A 20,258-nucleotide genomic window follows, 5' to 3' on the forward strand; every position below is an offset into this window, starting at 1 on the left:
GCCCGCCGCTGTTCCCTCGCACCGCCGAACCTGACCACACCAGGGGAGTGACCTCGCGTGTCCGACGAATCCAAGCTCCGCGAATACCTCAAGCGTTCGATCGCCGACGCGCGCGACGTGCGGCGGCAACTCGACGAGGCGCAGCGCAAGGCGAACGAGCCCATCGCCGTCGTCGGCATGGCCTGCCGCTTCCCCGGCGGGGTCGCCTCGCCGGACGACCTGTGGCGGATCGTCGCCGAGGGCGTCGACGCCATCGGCGGACTGCCGACCGACCGCGACTGGGAGCTCGACCGGCTGTACGACCCGGACCCGGAGGCCGTCGGCCACAGCTACACCCGGGAGGGCGGATTCGTCCACGACGCGGGCCAGTTCGACGCGGGCTTCTTCGGCATCTCGCCGCGCGAGGCGCTCGCGATGGACCCGCAGCAGCGGCTGCTGCTCGAAACCGCCTGGGAGGCCTTCGAGCACGCGGGCATCGACCCGGCCCCGCTGCACGGCAGCCGCACCGGCGTCTTCGTCGGCTCCAGCAGCCACGAGTACGGCCCCACGATCGAGGAGACCCCCGCCGAGGTCGAAGGCCTGGTGCTCACCGGCGGAGCGCCCAGCGTGCTGTCCGGCCGGGTCTCCTACACCTTCGGCTTCACCGGACCGGCTCTGACGGTCGACACGGCGTGCTCGTCCTCGCTGGTCGCCCTGCACCTGGCGGCGCAGGCGCTGCGCAACGACGAATGCCCGCTCGCCCTGGCGGCCGGGGTCACCATCATGGCCACACCCCGTACGTTCGTGGAGTTCTCGCGGCAGCGGGTGGGATCGCCGGACGGGCGGTGCAAGTCGTTCTCGGCGGCGGCCGACGGTGCGGGGTGGTCGGAGGGCGCGGGTGTCCTGGTGCTGGAGCGTCTTTCGGATGCCCGGCGCAACGGGCATCAGGTGCTGGCGGTGGTGCGGGGCAGCGCGGTCAATCAGGACGGTGCGAGCAATGGGTTGACGGCGCCGAACGGGCCTTCGCAGGAGCGGGTGATCCGGGCGGCGTTGGCGTCGGCGGGGCTCGCGGCGCACGAGGTGGACGCGGTGGAGGCGCACGGGACGGGCACGAGGCTCGGGGACCCGATCGAGGCGCAGGCGCTGTTGGCGACGTACGGGCGTGAGCGGCCGGCTGAGCGGCCGTTGTGGCTGGGGTCGATCAAGTCGAACATCGGGCACACCCAGCACGCGGCGGGCATGGCGGGTGTGATCAAGATGGTGATGGCGATGCGGCACGGTGTGTTGCCGCGGTCGTTGCATCTGGATGAGCCGACCTCGCACGTGGACTGGGACGCGGGGGCGGTGGAGCTGCTCTCGGAGGCTCGGGAGTGGTCGGCAGGGGAGCGGCCTCGGCGGGCGGGTGTGTCGTCGTTCGGGATCAGTGGGACGAACGCGCATGTGATCGTGGAGGAGGGTGATCCGGCTCCGGTAACTGAGCCTGGCGGTCAGCGGGTTGGGATGCCGGTGGTGCCGTGGGTGGTGTCGGCGCGGTCGCCGGAGGCGTTGCGGGCGCGGCTGGAGCAGGCGGTGTCGTTCGCTGGTGATCCGGTGGATGCGGGTTGGTCGCTGGTGACGTCGCGGTCGGTGTTCGCGCACCGGGCGGTGCTGCTGGGTGCGGACCGGGAGGAACTCCTTTCCGCTGAGCCGGTGTTGGCTGATGGATCCGGGTCGGGTGTGGGTTTCCTGTTCGCGGGCCAGGGTGGTCAGCGGGTGGGGATGGGCCGGGAGTTGTACGAGGCGTTCCCGGTGTTCCGTACGGCGTTCGACGAGGTGTGTGCTCAGCTCGGCCTGCCGGTGGCGGAGGCGGTCGTGTCGGGTGAGGGCCTGGGGCGTACGGGGATGGCGCAGCCGGCGTTGTTCGCGTTGCAGGTGGCGCAGTTCCGGCTGTTGTCGTCCTGGGGCGTGAGTCCGTCGGTGCTGGTCGGGCATTCGGTGGGTGAGATCGCGGCGGCGCATGTGGCGGGTGTGCTGGACCTGGCGGACGCGTGCCGGCTGGTGCGCGCCCGTGCCGGTTTGATGGACGCCCTGCCCGAGGGCGGGGTGATGGTCGCGGTCGAGGCCGCCGAGGACGAGGTCACGCTGTTACTCACCGGCGGTGTGGGGATTGCGGCGGTCAACTCGTCGACGTCGCTGGTGGTTTCGGGCGTCGAGGCCGAGGTCCTGAAGGTGATCGAGGGGCTGGCGGGTCGGCGGACGAAGCGGTTGGACGTGAGCCACGCGTTCCATTCGCCGCTGATGGAGCCGATGCTTGAGGACTTCCGCACGGTTGTGGAGGGCCTGACGTTCCACGAGCCGCGCATCGCGGCGGTCTCCTCGGTCACTGGCCGTCCGGTGGAGGGCGAGTGGTCGGACCCGCAGTACTGGGTCGAGCACGTGTCCCGTACGGTCCGTTTCGCCGACGCCCTCGAAGTCGCCAACACCGGTGCCTGGGTGGAGCTGGGCCCGGACGGTGTGCTGTCCGCTCTGGCGGACAACGCCGTTCCGGTGCTGCGCAAGGACCGTAGCGAGTACCGGCAGGCTGTGACCGCGCTGGCGCACGCCTTCGTCCACGGCGCGGACGTCGACTGGCCGGCCCTGTTCGCTCCCCACGACCCTCAGCGTGTCGCCCTGCCGACCTACCCCTTCCAGCGCGAGCGCTACTGGCTGAAGCCCGCCCCGACCACCCGGGCCGCCACGCCCTTCTCCCAGGACTCCTGGCTCTACCAGGTGGGTTGGCAACAGCTCGAGCTGCCGCGCCGGGACGCGCTGCCCGGGACCTGGCTGGTCCTCGCGTCGGACGCGCGCGATCGGGACGACGTCCTGGCGGCGGCCGCGCGACGCATCGAGGCCGCTGCCGAGGAGGTCGTCCGCGTGGAGGTCGGCCCGCTCGACGGGCCCGCCGTCGTCGACCGGCTGCGCGAGGCGGTCGGGGACCGGCCGCTCGCCGGTGCGGTCTCCCTGCTCGGTCCGCAGGTGGGCGCCCTGGTGGACGTGGTGCGGGCGCTGGAGACGGTGCCGGTGTGGGCCCTGACCCACGGCGCGGTGGCCGTGGCGACCGACGAACCGGTGGATCCGGACGGCATCGGCCCCTGGGCGGTCGCCCGGGTGCTCGCCTGGGAGCAGGCCGAGGGCTGGGGCGGTGTGGTGGACCTGCCCGCCGAGCCGGGCGAGCCGGACTGGGCACGGCTGTGGGACCTGCTGGCCGCGGGCCGGGACGGCGACGACCAGGTGGCCGTGCGGTCCGGGCGGCTCCTGACCCGGCGGCTGCGGAGCGCGCGGCCCGGCGGCAGCGCGGTGAACCTGAGCGGCACGGTCGCGGTCGTCGGCGACCTCGGGGCCCGGACGGGCGTGCTCGCGGACTGGCTGTTCGGCGCGGGGGCCGACCGGGTCGTGCTGGTCGGCGAGGTGGCCGAGGCCATCGAGCTGCCGGCGCGCGTCGAGGTGCTGCCGTGGAACGGCACCAGCCGTGCGGAACTCGCCGACAGTACCGTCGTGTTCCTCGACGAGGACCGCTGGGAGACGGATCCGCTGACCGCGAACCAGTGGCAGAGCCTGGTCACCGCGCGGCGGGAACGGCTCTGGGAACTGCACGAATGGGCCGGCGACAGGCCGTTGCTGGTCCTCTCCTCCGCCGTCGGCGTCATCGGCGGTGCTCCCGCGCCCAGCGTCACCCAGGTCGCCGCCGAGGCGGTGATCCAGCACCGCCGGTCGCTCGGCCTGCCCGGGACGGCGGTCGCGATCGGGCCGGACGAGACCGGGCAGGGGGCGCTCGGCTTCCGTCCGCTCTCCCTGGGCGACGCCCTGCGGCTGATCAGCGCCGACCGGGAGCAGGCCATCGTCGCCGACGTGGACTGGTCGCAGGTGGTCTCGTCGCCGACGGTGGCGCGTCCCCACCGGCTCGTGGCGGAGCTGCCCGAGGTCAGGTCCCTCCTCGGCGCGGACGCCCGGGCGCTGCGCGAGCGGCTGGTCGGCCTGACCGAGGCGGACCGCAGGCAGGCGCTCCTCGGACTCGTCCGGACCGAGGTGGCCGGCGTCCTGGGCTACCCGGACCCCGGGTCGCTGGAGACCGCCCGTGCCTTCACCGAACTCGGCTTGACCTCGCTCACCGCCGTCGACCTGCGCAACCGGCTGAACGCGCGCACCGGCCTGCGGCTTTCCGTCTCGCTCGCCTTCGACCGGCCCACCGTGGAGGCCATCGGGGACCACCTCGCCGCCGAACTGTTCGGCGCGAGCGAGGAACTCGCGCCGGTCGCGGCCGCCGTCAGTGACGAGCCGATGGCGATCGTCGGCATGGCCTGCCGCTTCCCCGGCGGGGTCGGCTCGCCGGACGACCTGTGGCGGGTCGTCGCCGACGGCCTCGACGTGATCTCGCCGTTCCCCACCGATCGTGGCTGGAACCTGGAGGACCTGTACGACCCGGACGCCACCGCGTCGGGCAAGAGCTACACGGCGGAAGGCGGCTTCCTCCACGACGCACCCCAGTTCGACGCGGGCTTCTTCGGCATCTCGCCGCGCGAGGCGCTGGGCATGGACCCGCAGCAGCGGCTGCTGCTCGAAACCGCCTGGGAGGCCTTCGAGCAGGCCGGCCTCGACCCCACGGCCCTGCGCGACAGCCGGACCGGGGTGTTCATCGGCGGCAACGGGCAGGACTACGCCACCACGATGACGCGCGTTCCGGCCGGCGTCGACGGATACCTCATGACCGGCAACGCGGCCAGCGTCCTGGCGGGCCGGATCGCGTACACCTTCGGGTTCACCGGGCCGACGCTGACGGTCGACACGGCGTGCTCGTCCTCGCTGGTCGCGCTGCACCTGGCGGCGCAGGCGCTGCGCAACGGCGAGTGCTCGCTGGGCGTCGTGGGCGGGGTGACGGTGATGTCGTCCCCCGGCACCTTCGTGGAGTTCTCCCGCCAGCGCGGGTTGGCGCCGGACGGGCGGTGCAAGTCGTTCTCGGCCGATGCGGACGGGACGGGCTGGTCCGAGGGTGTCGGTGTGCTGCTCGTGGAGCGTCTTTCGGATGCGCGGCGCAATGGGCACCAGGTGCTGGCAGTGGTGCGGGGCAGTGCGGTCAACCAGGACGGTGCGAGCAATGGGTTGACGGCGCCGAACGGGCCTTCGCAGGAGCGGGTGATCCGGGCGGCGTTGGCGTCGGCGGGGCTCGCGGCGTCCGAGGTGGACGCGGTGGAGGCGCACGGGACGGGCACGAGGCTCGGGGATCCGATCGAGGCGCAGGCGCTGTTGGCGACGTACGGGCGTGAACGTGAGGCGGACCGGCCGTTGGGGCTGGGGTCGATCAAGTCGAACATCGGGCACACCCAGGCGGCCGCCGGTGTGGCGGGTGTGATCAAGATGGTGATGGCGATGCGGCACGGTGTGCTGCCGCGGTCGTTGCACCTGGACGCGCCGACCTCGCACGTGGACTGGGACGCGGGGGCGGTGGAGCTGCTCTCGGAGGCCCGGGAGTGGTCGGCGGGGGAGCGGCCCCGGCGAGCCGGCGTGTCGGCCTTCGGTGCGAGTGGGACGAACGCGCATGTGATCGTGGAGGAGGGTGACCCGGTTCCGGTAACTGGGCCTGGCGGTCAGCGGGTTGGAATGCCGGTGGTGCCGTGGGTGGTGTCGGCGCGGTCGCCGGAGGCGTTGCGGGCGCGGCTGGAGCAGGCGGTGTCGTTCGCTGGTGATCCGGTGGATGCGGGTTGGTCGCTGGTGACGTCGCGGTCGGTGTTCGCGCACCGGGCGGTGCTGCTGGGTGCGGACCGGGAGGAACTCCTTTCCGCCGAGCCGGTGTTGGCCGACGCCGCCGCTACGGCTGGTGTGGGTTTCCTGTTCGCGGGCCAGGGTGGTCAGCGGGTCGGGATGGGCCGGGAGTTGTACGAGGCGTTCCCGGTCTTCCGTGTCGCGTTCGACGAGGTGTGTGCTCAGCTCGGCCTGCCGGTGGCGGAGGCGGTCGTGTCGGGTGAGGGACTGGGGCGTACGGGGATGGCGCAGCCGGCGTTGTTCGCGTTGCAGGTGGCGCAGTTCCGGTTGTTGTCGTCCTGGGGCGTGACCCCGACTGTGCTGGTCGGGCATTCGGTGGGTGAGATCGCGGCGGCGCATGTGGCGGGTGTGCTGGACCTGGCGGACGCGTGCCGGCTGGTGCGCGCCCGTGCCGGTTTGATGGACGCCCTGCCCGAGGGCGGGGTGATGGTCGCGGTCGAGGCCGCCGAGGACGAGGTCACGCCGCTGCTGACCGAGGGTGTGGGGATTGCGGCGGTCAACTCGGCGACGTCGGTGGTGGTTTCGGGCGTCGAGGCCGAGGTCCTGAAGGTGATCGAGGGGCTGGCGGGTCGGCGGACGAAGCGGTTGGACGTGAGCCACGCGTTCCATTCGCCGCTGATGGAGCCGATGCTTGAGGACTTCCGCACGGTTGTGGAGGGTCTGAACTTCCGTGAACCACAGCTCCCGGCGGTCTCCTCGGTCACCGGCCGCCCGGTCGAGGGCGAGTGGTCGGACCCGCAGTACTGGGTCGAGCACGTGTCCCGTACGGTCCGTTTCGCCGACGCCCTCGAAGTCGCCAACACCGGCGCCTGGGTGGAGCTGGGCCCGGACGGTGTGCTGTCCGCCCTCGCGGACAACGCCGTCCCGGTGCTGCGCAAGGATCGTAGCGAGTACCGGCAGGCCGTGACCGCGCTGGCGCACGCCTTCGTCCACGGCGCGGACGTGGACTGGCCGGTCCTGTTCGCCCCTCACGATCCCCAGCGCGTCGCCCTTCCCACCTACCCCTTCCAGCGCGAGCGCTACTGGCTGGAGCCGGTTTCCGCCGGTGACGTCTCCTCGGCGGGCCTGTCCGAGGCCGGCCACCCCCTCCTCGCCGCCGCTGTCGAACTGCCGGACGGCGGGCTGGTGTTGACCGGTCGGATCTCCCTGTCCAGCCACCCCTGGCTCACCGGTCACACGGTGCTGGGCTCGGTCCTGCTGCCGGGCGCCGCCTTCGTGGAGCTGGCGCTGACGGCCGGGCGGCGTGCCGGGTGCCCGAGGGTCGAGGACCTGGTGCTGTCCGCGCCGCTGGTGGTGCCCCGCACGGGTGCCGTCCAGCTCCAGGTGGTGGTGGAGGCGCCGGGCGAGGACGGCGGTCGGGCCGTGGCGGTGTACTCGCGGTCGGCCTTCGACGAGGACGACGCCGAGTGGACCCAGCACGTGGCGGGCTCACTGAGCGCCGCCGAGCCGGCACCCGGCCCCGGGTTCGCCTGGCCACCCGCCGACGGTGCGCTGGAGCGCGATCTGACCGGCCTGTACGAGGGGTTGGCCGAGCGCGGCTACGTCTACGGCCCCGTCTTCCAGGGCCTGAGCCGGCTCTGGCAGGAGGGGGAGGCGATCGTCGCGACGGTCGAGCTCCCGACCCAGCAGCCCGGCGCGGCGGGTGACTTCGTCGCTCACCCGGCCCTGCTGGACGCCGTCGTGCACCCGCTGCTGCCCGGCGTCGTCGACGACGAGCGCCCGGCCGGCCTGCCGTTCGCCTGGAGCGGGGTGAGCGTCCACGCGACGGGTGCGACGCGGGTGCGGGTGCGGATCGCGCCGGTCGGCCCGGACACGGTGTCGCTGCACATGGTGGACGAGGGCGGCCGGACCGTGGCGAGGATCGACGCGCTGACCTGGCGGGCGGTGGAGGCCGGCTCCGTCCGGTCCGTCGGCCACCGGTCGCTGTACGAAGTCGCCTGGAACCCGGTCGAGTTGCCCGGGGGAGGGGACACCGGCTCGTGGACGGTGCTCGGCGCCCCCCGGCCCGGGAGCCCCCGGCACGCCGCCGATCTGGCGTCCCTGCGCGCCGGGCTCGACGGTGGTGAGCCGCTGCCACCGGTCGTGCTGGCGCCCCTGGCGGCCGGTGGCCCGGCCGACGGGCCCGCCGTGGTCGGCGACGCCCTGGAGCTGGTGCAGGAGTGGCTGGCGGACCAGCGGTTCACCCGGGCGCGGCTGGTGGTCGTCACCACCGGCGCCGCCGGCCCGGACCCGGAGGACCTCTCCGGAGCCGCCGCCCTGGGCCTGTTGAAGTCGGCGCAGACCGAGCACCCCGACCGACTGGTGCTGGTGGACGTGGACGACCTGGACGAGGCCTGGCCGCTGCTGCCGGGCGCGGTGGCCTCGGGCGAGCCGCAGCTCGTCCTGCGCTCCGGTACCGCGCTGGTGCCCCGGGTGGTGCGGGCGGCGGCCGGGGACGGCGACGCGCGCGTCCCGTTCCCGACCGAGGGCACGACGCTGATCACCGGCGGTACCGGTGTGCTGGGCGGGCTGCTCGCCCGGCACCTGGTGGGCACGCACGGGGTGCGCCGGCTGCTGCTGGCCGGGCGGCGTGGCCCGGATGCACCCGGGGCCGCCGAACTCGTCACCGAACTCAAGGAGTTGGGGGCCGAGGTGGTCGACATGGTGGCCTGCGACGTGACGGACCGGACGGAGCTGGCGGAGCTGCTGGCCGAGGTGCCCGCCGCACACCCGCTGACCGCCGTGCTGCACCTGGCCGGGGTCGCCGACGACGGCGTCATCGACTCCCTGGACCGGCGCAGGACGGCCGACGTGCTCGCGCCCAAGGCGCTGTCCGCCTGGCACCTGCACGAGCTGACCCGCGACCTGGAGCTGTCCGCGTTCGTGCTGTTCTCCTCGGTCGCGGCCACCTTCGGCGCCCCCGGCCAGGGCAACTACGCGGCCGCCAACGCCTACCTCGACGCGCTCGCGCTGCACCGGCGCTCCCTCGGCCTTCCGGCGCAGGCCCTCTCCTGGGGCCTGTGGGCGCGCGAGAGCGGCATCACCGGCCGCCTGACCGACTCCGACCTGCGCCGGCTGGCCCGGGCCGGGGTCGTCGCACTGGACGACGCCACCGGCCTGGACCTGTTCGACGCGGCCCTGGCCGCCGGCCGGCCGTGGCTGCTGCCGATGCGGCTGGACACCAAGGCGCTGCGCGCCCAGGGCGAGGCGCTGCCCGCGGTGCTGCGCGGCCTGGTCGCCGCGGCCCGGCGGTCCGGCGGCCCGGCCGGTGCGCCCGCCGAGAACCTGGTCGAGGTGCTGGCGCGCACCGCCCCGGAGGACCGGGACCGGCTGGTCGAGGAGACGGTCTACCGGGAGATCGCCGTGGTGCTCGGTCACGCCGGAGCCGACGGCCTCGACCGGGACCGGACCTTCGCGGAGCTGGGCTTCGACTCCCTGACCGCGGTGGACCTGCGCAACCGGCTCACCGCCCTGGCCGGGCGGCGCCTGCCGGCCACGCTGGCCTTCGACTACCCGACGCCGACCGCCCTGGTCGGCTACCTGCGGGCCGAACTGGGCGCGGAGGTGTCGCCGGGACACCCCGTGCTGGACCGCCTGGACGAGCTGGAGGCCGAGCTCGCCACCGCCGAGCTCGACGCGGAAACCCGGGCGGAGGCCGCGGAACGGCTGGGCGCCCTGCTGTCCGCGTGGACGGGCGACGCCGAGGCGGCCCGGGCCGCCGGGCGGCTGGCCGACGCCTCCGCCGACGAGGTCTACGACTTCGTGAGCAGGGAACTCGGGATCTCCCTCAACTGAGCACCGCTGTAAGCCCGCTGTACTGCCGGACCGATCGGGGTGGAAGAGATGGCGAACGACGAGAAGTTGCTGAACTACCTCAAGCAGGTGTCCGCGGACCTGTACCAGGCCCAGCACCGGATCCGGGAGTTCGAGGAGCGTGACCAGGAGCCGATCGCGATCGTCGGGATGGCCTGCCGGTACCCGGGTGGGGTCCGCTCGCCGGAGGACCTCTGGCAGCTGGTGGCCGCCGGCGGCGACGCGATCACCCCGTTCCCGGTCAACCGCGGCTGGCCGTCGGACCTGTACGACCCGGACCCGGACCGGGCCGGGAAGACGTACAGCACCGATGGCGGATTCCTGCACGACGCGGGCGAGTTCGACGCCGAGTTCTTCGGCATGAGCCCGCGCGAGGCGACGGGCGTGGACGCCCAGCAGCGGCTGCTGCTGGAGACCGCCTGGGAGACCCTGGAACACGCCGGAATCGATCCGCTCTCCGTGCGGGAGCAGCCGCTGGGCGTCTTCACCGGCGTGATGTACGCCGACTACGGCTCCCGGTTCCCCACCGCCCCGGAGGGCTTCGAGGGCTACCTCGGCCACGGCAGCGCGGCGAGCATCGCCTCCGGGCGGATCGCCTACAACCTGGGCACGACCGGTCCGGCGGTCACCGTGGACACCGCGTGCTCCTCCTCCCTGGTCGCGCTGCACCTGGCGATCCGGGCGCTGCGGGCGGGCGAGTGTTCGATGGCGCTGGCCGGCGGGGTCACCGTGATGTCCTCGCCGGCGGTCTTCGTCGAGTTCTCCCGGCAGCGCGGCCTCTCCTCGGACGGGCGGTGCAAGTCCTTCTCGGCCTCGGCCGACGGCGTCGGCTGGTCCGAAGGGGCCGGCCTGCTGCTGGTCGAGCGCCTCTCCGACGCCCGGCGCAACGGCCACCGGGTGCTGGCGGTGGTGCGCGGCAGCGCGGTCAACCAGGACGGCGCTTCGAACGGCCTGACCGCCCCCAACGGGCCCGCCCAGCAGCGGGTGATCCGCCAGGCGCTGGCCAACGCGGGGCTGACCACCCGGGACGTGGACGTGGTCGAGGCGCACGGCACCGGCACCAGGCTCGGCGACCCGATCGAGGCCGAGGCCCTGCTCGCCACCTACGGGCGTGAACGCGAGGCCGACCGGCCGTTGTGGCTGGGCTCGGTGAAGTCCAACCTCGGCCACACCCAGGCCGCCGCGGGCGTCGCCGGGATCATCAAGATGGTCATGGCGCTGCGCAACGGCGTGCTGCCCCGGACCCTGCACGCCGACGAGCCGTCCCCGCACGTCGACTGGGCGGGCGGCACCGTCCGCCTGCTCGACCGCGAGCAGGACTGGACGCAGGGCGAGCGCCCCCGGCGCGCGGCCGTGTCCTCCTTCGGCATCAGCGGCACCAACGCCCACGTGATCATCGAGCAGGCCCCGGTCGAGGAACCGGCCGAGGCGGCCGAGGCGGCCGACCGTACCCCGCCGGCCGTGGTGCCTTGGGTGCTCTCCGCCCGCAGCGCCGCCGCCCTGCGCGAACAGGCCGCCCGGCTGGCAGAGTTCCCGGTGCGGGACGTCGCCGACGCGGGCTGGGCGCTGCTGTCCGCCCGCGCCGCCTTCGAGCACCGCGCGGTGGTGCTCGGCACGGACCGCGCGGAGCTCGTCGCCGGGGCCCGCGAGGTGTCCGAGGGCTCGGCCGGGGCGGTCGTCGGCGCGGGCCCCGCGCCCGGCCGCACCGTCTTCGTGTTCCCCGGGCAGGGCTCCCAGTGGGTCGGCATGGCGGGCGAACTGCTCGCCACCTCAGCGGCGTTCGCCGCCTCGATGGCCGAGTGCGACCGGGTGCTGGGTGAGCTGACCGGCTGGTCCGTCCTCGGCCTGCTGGCCGGAGCGGAGGACGCGCCGGCGCTGGAGGGCGACGACGTGGTGCAGCCCGCCCTCTTCGCGGTCATGGTGTCGCTGGCGGCGGCCTGGCGGGCGATCGGCGTCACCCCGGACGCCGTGATCGGGCACTCCCAGGGCGAGCTCGCGGCCGCCTGCGCGGTCGGCGCGCTGTCGTTGGAGGAGGCGGCCCGCGTGGTGGTCCTGCGCAGCCGCCTGCTGACCGAGCTGGCCGGCCTCGGCGGCCTGGTCTCGGTGCCGCTGCCGCTCGCCGAGGTCGAGCAACGGATCGCCCGGCACGGCGAGGAGCTCTCGGTGGCCGCCGTCAACGGCCCGCGGGCCGTGGTCGTCGCCGGTCCCGCCGCCGCGCTGGAGCGCCTGCTCGCCGACCTGGCGGCCGACGGGCTCAGCGCCCGCCGGGTGCCGATCGACTACGCCTCGCACTCCGCCCAGGTCGAAACGCTCCGCGACCGGCTGCTGGCCGAACTGGACGACCTCGCCCCGCGCTCCGCCGACACGCCGCTCTGGTCGACGGTCACCGGGGACTGGATCGACACCGCCCGGATGGACGCCGAGTACTGGTACCGCAACCTGCGCGGCACCGTGCGCTTCGCCGAGGGCACCGCCGCGCTGCTGGAATCCGGGCACGGCGTCTTCGTCGAGGTCAGCCCGCACCCGGTGCTGACCATGGCGATCGGCGAGACGGCCGAGGCGCAGGGCGCCGAGCACGCCGTGGTGGTCGGCACGCTGCGCCGCGGCCACGGCGGCCTGCGCCGGCTGCTCGACAACGCGGCCGCCCTCCACGTGCGGGGCGTGCCGGTGGACTGGCGGGCGCTCTTCGACGGTCCGCGCCCGCCGGCGGAGCTGCCCACGTACGCCTTCCAGCACACCGACTACTGGCTGCGCTCCGACGCGGCGGTGGGCGACGTCACGGCCGCCGGGCTCGGCGTCGCCGGTCATCCGCTGCTCGGCGCCGCGGTCGAACTGGCCGGCGGAGGCGTCCTGTTGACCGGACGGCTGGCGCTCGGCAGCCACCCGTGGCTCGCCGACCACGCCGTCATGGACACCGTGCTGCTGCCGGGCACCGGCCTGGTGGAGCTCGTCACCGCCGCCGGCGACCGGGTGGGCTGCGGCCGCGTCGAGGAGCTCACCCTCACGACTCCGCTGCTGCTGCCGGCCCAGGGCGCGGTGCAGCTCCAGGTCGTCATCGGACCGGCCGACGAGGACGGCCGACGCGAGGCCGCCGTCCACTCGCGGCCCGAGCCCGCCGAGGGGCTCGACCCCGAGTGGGTCGGCCACGCCACCGGCGCGGTCGGGCCCGGTGGGACGGCGTCCGGCGCAGCGGCGCCCGCCCGGCTCGGCGAGTGGCCGCCGGCCGGGGCCACCGAGGTCGACCTGGACGGCGTCTACGCCCGGCTGGCCGCACTCGGCCACGGCTACGGGCCGCAGTTCCAGGGGCTGCGCGCGGTCTGGCGGCGGGCCGACGAAATCTTCGCCGAGATCGCGCTCGCCCCCGAACAGGCCGCCGAGGCGTCCCGGTTCGTCCTCCACCCCGCCCTGTTCGACGCCGCCCTGCACCCGCTGCTGCGCGGTGTCGTCGACGACGGGCGGCACGGCGGGCTGCCGTTCTCCTGGAACGGCGTCGAGGTGCACGCTTCCGGCGCCACCCGGCTGCGGGTCCGCCTCACCCCGACCGGGCCCGACTCGGTGGCCCTGGCGCTCGCCGACACCGACGGCTCGCCCGTCGCCACCGTCGAATCGCTCACCTGGCGTGAGGTCAGCCCCGAGGCGCTGCGCGGCGCCGGCCGGGTCCACGAGGACCTGTTCCGGATCGACTGGCGCGAGGCCCCGGCCACCGGGCCCACCGGGCCGTCGCCCGAGCGGCCCCTGCTGCTGGCGGCGGCAAGCCTGGCGCCGGCCTTCCCCGGCAGCCCGGTCCACCCGGACCCGCAGGCGCTGCGGCAGGCCCTGGACGGCGGCGCGCAGGTGCCCGAGCTGGTGCTCACCAGCCTGGCCGACCTCGCCGGGCCGGCAAGGCCGAACGGGTCCGCCGGCGGAGGTCGCGGCGACCGGCTCGGTGACACCCACCTCGCGGTCACCCGCGCCGCCGCGCTGCTCTCCGCCTGGCTGGCCGACGAGCGGCTGTCCGGTGCCCGGCTCGCGGTGGTGACCGACGGCGCCGTGGACGGCACCGACCTGGCCGCCGCGAGCGTCTGGGGCCTCGTCCGGGCCGCCCGTACCGAGCACCCCGACCGCTTCCGGCTGATCGACACCGACGACGTCGCCGCGGTGCCCGCCGCACTGGCCGTCGACGAGCCGGAGGTCCTGGTCCGCGCCGGCGCCGTCCTGGTGCCCCGGCTGGCCCGCGCGGCCGCCGCCGAGGCCGGCCCCGGCCCGTTCGACCCCGCCGGCACCGTCCTGGTCACCGGTGCCACTGGCGCGCTCGGCACCCTGCTCGCCCGCCATCTGGTGCGCGAGCACGGCGTGCGCCACCTGCTGCTGGTCAGCCGCAGCGGCCCGAAGGCCGCGGGCGCCGAGGAGTTGCGCGCCGAACTGGCCGAACTCGGCGCCGAGGCCACCCTCGCCGCCTGCGACGTCGGCGACCGGTCCGAGCTCGCCGCACTGCTGGCCGCCGTCCCCGCCGACCGGCCGCTGCGCGCCGTCGTGCACACCGCCGGGATCCTGGACGACGGGCTGGTCACCGCGCTCACCCCCGAGCGGTACCGGGCCGTGCTGCGCCCGAAGGCCGACGCGGCCTGGCACCTGCACGAGCTCACCCGCGACCTCGACCTCACCGCGTTCGTCCTCTACTCCTCGGCCGCCGCCACCTTCGGCGGCGCGGGCCAGGCCAACTACGCGGCGGCCAACGCCTTCCTCGACGCGCTCGCCGCCCACCGCGCCGGCCTCGGCCTGCCGGTGACCACCATCGCCTGGGGTCTGTGGGAGTCCGCCGGGAAGCTCACCGGCGCGCTCACCGACACCGACCGCAGTCGGATCGCCCGGGCCGGCATGCGACCGCTCACCGACGCGGAGGGCCTCGCGCTGTTCGACACCGTGCTGCGGGAGAACCACACCTGGGCGCTGCCCACCCGGCTCGACCAGGCCGCCCTGCGCGGCCTCGGCACCGGCCTGCCCGCCCTGCTGCGCGGCCTGGTGCGGACCGTCGCGCGCCGCGGCACGGCGGGCAGCGGCGAGAGCGCCTCCTCCCTGGCCGGCCGGCTCGCCGGACTGTCCCCCGTCGACCGGACCCGGGCCCTGGTCGAGCTGGTCCGCGCCCAGGTCGCCGAGGTGCTGGGACACCCCGACACCGCGGCGATCGAGCCGGACCGGGCCTTCACCGAACTCGGCTTCGACTCCCTGACCGCGGTCGAACTGCGCAACCGCCTCAAGACCGCGACCGGCCTGCGGCCGTCGGCCACCCTCGTCTTCGACTACCCGAGCGTGGCCGAGCTCGCCGCCCACCTCGACAGCGAGCTCGGCGGGGCCGCGGCGACCGCCCCGACGGCGGTGCCGAGCACGCCCCGGGCTGCCGCCACCGACGACGACCCGGTGGTCATCGTCGGCATGGCCTGCCGCTTCCCCGGCGGGGTCACTTCGCCGGACGACCTGTGGCGGCTGGTCAGCGACGGGGTCGACGCGATCGGGCCCTTCCCGGCCGACCGCGGCTGGAACGCCGAAGAACTGTACGACGCGGACCCGGACAGTCCCGGAAAGACGTACACCGTCGAAGGAGGCTTCCTGGACGGCGTGGACCGCTTCGACGCGGGCTTCTTCGGCATCTCGCCGCGTGAGGCGCTGTCGATGGACCCGCAGCAGCGGCTGCTGCTCGAAACCACCTGGGAAGCCTTCGAGCACGCGGGCATCGACCCGCAGTCGCTGCGCGGCAGCGAGACCGGTGTGTTCGCCGGCATCAGCGGCCAGGACCACGGGACCCTGCTGGCCAGGGCCCCCGAGTTCGAGGGCTACCTGCTGACCGGCAGCGCGGGCGCCATCGCCTCCGGCCGGATCGCCTACACCTTCGGGTTCACCGGGCCGACGCTGACGCTCGACACGGCGTGCTCGTCCTCGCTGGTCGCGCTGCACCTCGCGGCGCAGGCGCTGCGAAACGGGGAGTGCTCGCTGGCGCTGGCCAGCGGCGTGATCGTGATGTCCACGCCGACGCTGTTCGTGGAGTTCTCGCGGCAGCGGGTGGGATCGCCGGACGGGCGGTGCAAGTCGTTCTCGGCGGCGGCCGACGGTGCGGGGTGGTCGGAGGGCGCGGGTGTCCTGGTGCTGGAGCGTCTTTCGGATGCCCGGCGCAACGGGCATCAGGTGCTGGCGGTGGTGCGGGGCAGTGCGGTGAACCAGGATGGTGCGAGCAATGGGTTGACGGCGCCGAACGGTCCTTCGCAGGAGCGGGTGATCCGGGCGGCGTTGGCGTCGGCGGGGCTCGCGGCGTCCGAGGTGGACGCGGTGGAGGCGCACGGGACGGGCACGAGGCTCGGGGACCCGATCGAGGCGGAAGCCCTGCTGGCGACGTACGGAGGGGACCGCTCGGCCGGTCAGCCGCTCTACCTCGGCTCGGTGAAGTCGAACATCGGGCACACCCAGGCGGCCGCCGGTGTGGCGGGTGTGATCAAGATGGTGATGGCGATGCGGCACGGTGTGTTGCCGCGGTCGTTGCATCTGGATGAGCCGACCTCGCACGTGGACTGGGACGCGGGGGCGGTGGAGCTGCTCTCGGAGGCTCGGGAGTGGTCGGCAGGGGAGCGGCCTCGGCGGGCGGGTGTGTCGTCGTTCGGGATCAGTGGGACGAACGCGCATGTGATCGTGGAGGAGGGTGATCCGGCTCCGGTAACTGAGCCTGGCGGTCAGCGGGTTGGGATGCCGGTGGTGCCGTGGGTGGTGTCGGCGCGGTCGCCGGAGGCGTTGCGGGCGCGGCTGGAGCAGGCGGTGTCGTTCGCTGGTGATCCGGTGGATGCGGGTTGGTCGCTGGTGACGTCGCGGTCGGTGTTCGCGCACCGGGCGGTGCTGCTGGGTGCGGACCGGGAGGAACTCCTTTCCGCCGAGCCGGTGTTGGCCGACGCCGCCGCTACGGCTGGTGTGGGTTTCCTGTTCGCGGGCCAGGGTGGTCAGCGGGTCGGGATGGGCCGGGAGTTGTACGAGGCGTTCCCGGTCTTCCGTGTCGCGTTCGACGAGGTGTGTGCTCAGCTCGGCCTGCCGGTGGCGGAGGCGGTCGTGTCGGGTGAGGGACTGGGGCGTACGGGGATGGCGCAGCCGGCGTTGTTCGCGTTGCAGGTGGCGCAGTTCCGGTTGTTGTCGTCCTGGGGCGTGACCCCGACTGTGCTGGTCGGGCATTCGGTGGGTGAGATCGCGGCGGCGCATGTGGCGGGTGTGCTGGACCTGGTGGATGCGTGCCGGCTGGTGCGCGCCCGTGCCGGTTTGATGGATGCCCTGCCCGAGGGTGGCGTGATGGTCGCGGTCGAGGCCGCCGAGGACGAGGTCACGCCGTTGCTTACCGGCGGTGCCGGGATTGCGGCGGTCAACTCGGCGACGTCGGTGGTGGTTTCGGGCGTCGAGGCCGAGGTCCTGAAGGTGATCGAGGGGCTGGCGGGTCGGCGGACGAAGCGGTTGGACGTGAGCCACGCGTTCCATTCGCCGCTGATGGGGCCGATGCTTGAGGACTTCCGCACGGTGGTGGAGGGTCTGACGTTCCACGAGCCGCGTATCGCGGCGGTCTCCTCGGTCACTGGCCGTCCGGTGGAGGGCGAGTGGTCGCAGCCGCAGTACTGGGTCGAGCATGTGTCCCGTACGGTCCGTTTCGCCGACGCCCTCGAAGTCGCCAACACCGGCGCCTGGGTGGAGCTGGGCCCGGACGGTGTGCTGTCCGCCCTCGCGGACAACGCCGTCCCGGTGCTGCGCAAGGATCGTAGCGAGTACCGGCAGGCCGTGACCGCGCTGGCGCACGCCTTCGTCCACGGCGCGGACGTCGACTGGCCGGCCCTGTTCGCCCCTCACGATCCCCAGCGCGTCGCCCTTCCCACCTACCCCTTCCAGCGCGAGCGCTACTGGCTGGAGCCGGTTTCCGCCGGTGACGTCTCCTCGGCGGGCCTGTCCGAGGCCGGCCATCCGCTGCTCGCCGCCGCTGTCGAACTGCCGGACGGCGGGCTGGTGTTGACCGGGCGGATCTCCCTGTCCAGCCACCCCTGGCTCACCGACCACACCATCGCCGGGACGGCCGTCCTGCCCGGGGCGCTCCTGCTCGACCTGGTGATCGCCGCCGGCGACCAGGCAGGGGTGGCCCGGGTGGAGGCGGCCGTCGAGGCGGTGCCGCTCGTCGTGCCCGAACACGGCGCGCTCCGGGTGCAGGTGGCCATGGGTGCGGCGGCCGACGACGGCCGACGGCCGGTCACCGTCCGTTCGCGCCCCGACCAGGGCGAGACCGACGCCGAGGCCGAGGAATGGACGACGCACCTGACGGCTACCGTCGGCGCGGAGCAGCAGAGCGCCGAGCAGCGGACCGCCGAGCCGGCGCCCGGGAGCCCCGGCGCGGAGCTGGCCGAGGAGACGGTGGCGGAGCGGATCGCCGAGCAGGGCGTCGAGTACGGTCCGGCCTTCCCCGGGCCGCGACGGGTGTGGCGGGAGGAGGACCGGGTCCGGGCCGAGGCCGAGGTGGCCGAGGCGGGCGGATTCGTCCTGCACCCCGCCCTGTTGGACGCGGCGCTGCGGTCCTGGGCGGTTGCTCAGGGCGCGGCCGAGCCGCTGGTTCCGGTGGCCTGGTCGGGTGTGCAGGTGTACGCCGGGGCCGCCACCGCCGTCCGTGCCGTGATCGACCGCGCGGAGGCGGCGGACACCGTCTCGGTGGTCCTCACCGACCCGGACGGCGCGGTGGTCGCCACGGCCGACGCGGTCCGGCTCGCGCCGTCGTCGGCGCCGTCGCTCTCCTCGGCGCCGTCGCGGGCCGGGCGTCGCGGACCGGACAGCCTCTTCCTGCTCGACTGGCAGCCCGTCGCCGTCCCGGCCGCCCCGGCGGACCCCGTCGACTGGGCCGTTCTCGGCGAGGCGCTGCCCTGGCGACGACAGCCTTCGCCCGCCCGCGTCTTCACCGACCTCGGCGCGCTGAGCAGTGCCGTCGACGGGGGTGCCGCCGTGCCGTCGGTGGTCCTGGCCCGCGTGGTGCCGCCGGCCGGGGACCCGGTGGACTCCGCGCACGCCCTCGCGCGGGACACCCTGGACCTGGTCCAGCGGTGGCTGGCGGACGAGCGGTTCGCCGACTCCCGGCTGGTCCTGGTCTGCGCGGGAGCCGTGGACGGCGGGGATCCGGTGGCCGCCGCCGCGTGGGGCCTGGTCCGTTCGGCGCGGTCGGAGCACCCGGGCCGGTTCGCCCTGGTGGACCTGGAGCGGGGTGAGGACGCCGCGCTGCTGACCGCCGTCCCGTTCGGCGAGGAGAGCGAGGCGGTGGTCCGCGACGGCGCGGTGCTGGTGCCCCGGCTGGTCCGCGCGGCCGCCGCCGAGGCAGCCCCCGGTCCGTTCGACCCCGAGGGCACCGTCCTGGTCACCGGCGCCACCGGTGTGCTGGGCAGCCTGCTGGCCCGGCACCTGGTGCGGGTCCACGGCGTCCGGCACCTGCTGCTGGTCAGCCGCAGCGGCCCGAGGGCAGCGGGCGCCGAGGAGCTGCGCGCCGAGCTAACCGGGCTGGGCGCCGAGGTGACCGTCGCGGCCTGTGACGCGGCCGACCGGTCCGCGCTGGCGGCCCTGCTGGCCGCGGTCCCGGCCGAGCACCCGCTCACCGCGGTCGTCCACACGGCGGGTGTGCTGGACGACAGCCTGATCACCTCGATGACCGCCGGGCAGCTGGCCGGGGTGCTGCGGCCCAAGGTCGACGCGGCCTGGCACCTGCACGAGCTGACCCGCGACCTGGGGCTGTCCGCCTTCGTGCTCTACTCCTCGGCCAGCGGTGTGCTCGGCGGTGTCGGCCAGGCCAACTACGCGGCCGCCAACGCCTTCCTCGACGCGCTCGCCGCCCGGCGGGCCGCCGAGGGCCTGCCCGCGACCTCCCTGGCGTGGGGCCTGTGGGCGGACGCCAGCTCGATGACGGGCCACCTGTCCGAGTCGGACCTGCGCCGGCTGGCGCGCGGCGGCTTGGTGCCGCTGACCGCCCAGGACGGCATGGAGCTGTTCGACCGGGCCCTCGCCGTGGACGAGCCGCTGCTCGCGGCGGTCCGCTGGGACCTGGGCGCGCTGCGCTCCCAGGGTGCCGCGCTGCCGTCGGTGCTGCGCGGTCTGGTCCGAGTGCCGGTCGGTCGCCGGGCGGCCGCGGGGTCGCGGGCCGACTCGCTGCCGGAGCGGCTCGCCCGGGTCGGCGGGGACGAGCGTGAACGGCTCCTGCTGGACGCCGTCCGGGAGACGATCGCCGCCGTACTGGGACACGACGGCATCCAGCGGATCCAGCCCGACCGGGCGCTGTCGGACCTCGGCTTCGACTCGCTGGCCGCGGTCGAACTGCGCAACCGGCTGGCGCTGTTGAGCGGCGTCCGGCTCTCCCCGGGCCTGGTCTTCGACCACCCGACCGCCGCGGCGATCGCCACCCACCTCGCCGAGCGCCTGGTGCTGCCCGACGCGGAGCGGCAGCCGGTCGGCAGCGTGGCGGCGGAACTGGACCGGCTGGAGGCGGCGTTGGCCGCCGCACCGGAGGCCGAGGTGGACGGCCGACTGGTCGAGGCCCGGCTGGAGGCACTGCTCGCCCGGTGGCGGGAGGCCGCGGCGGGCCCCGAGCGGGCGGGGGAACGGGAACGGATCGCCAGCGTCTCGGTCGACGAGCTGTTCGACATCATCGACGCCGAGCTCGACACCCCGTGACCGACCCGGGCACGGCACGGAAGCGC

Annotated in this window: 2 protein-coding genes; both read left to right on the top strand. The window is 74.7% G+C overall.

The window, feature by feature from the left end; genetic code table 11:
- The first annotated feature begins 57 nt into the window (after positions 1–57).
- Positions 58–9,528 carry a type I polyketide synthase gene (locus O1G21_RS32015; protein ID WP_270148558.1) on the top strand — a complete coding sequence of 3,157 codons (9,471 nt, stop codon included), beginning with the start codon at positions 58–60 and terminating at the stop codon, positions 9,526–9,528.
- Between the two features lie 48 nt (positions 9,529–9,576).
- Positions 9,577–20,232: a type I polyketide synthase gene (locus O1G21_RS32020; RefSeq protein WP_270148559.1), complete on the top strand. Its 10,656-nt coding sequence runs from the start codon at positions 9,577–9,579 to the stop codon at positions 20,230–20,232.
- Positions 20,233–20,258: the final 26 nt, after the last annotated feature.

The sequence above is a fragment of the Kitasatospora cathayae genome (assembly GCF_027627435.1).
In the GTDB taxonomy this organism is placed as follows: domain Bacteria; phylum Actinomycetota; class Actinomycetes; order Streptomycetales; family Streptomycetaceae; genus Kitasatospora; species Kitasatospora cathayae.

What these genes read in the sequence shown, in the direction of transcription:
- O1G21_RS32020 (WP_270148559.1), top strand. Translation starts at nt 9,577, where the DNA reads ATGGCGAACGACGAGAAGTTGCTGAACTACCTCAAGCAGGTGTCCGCG.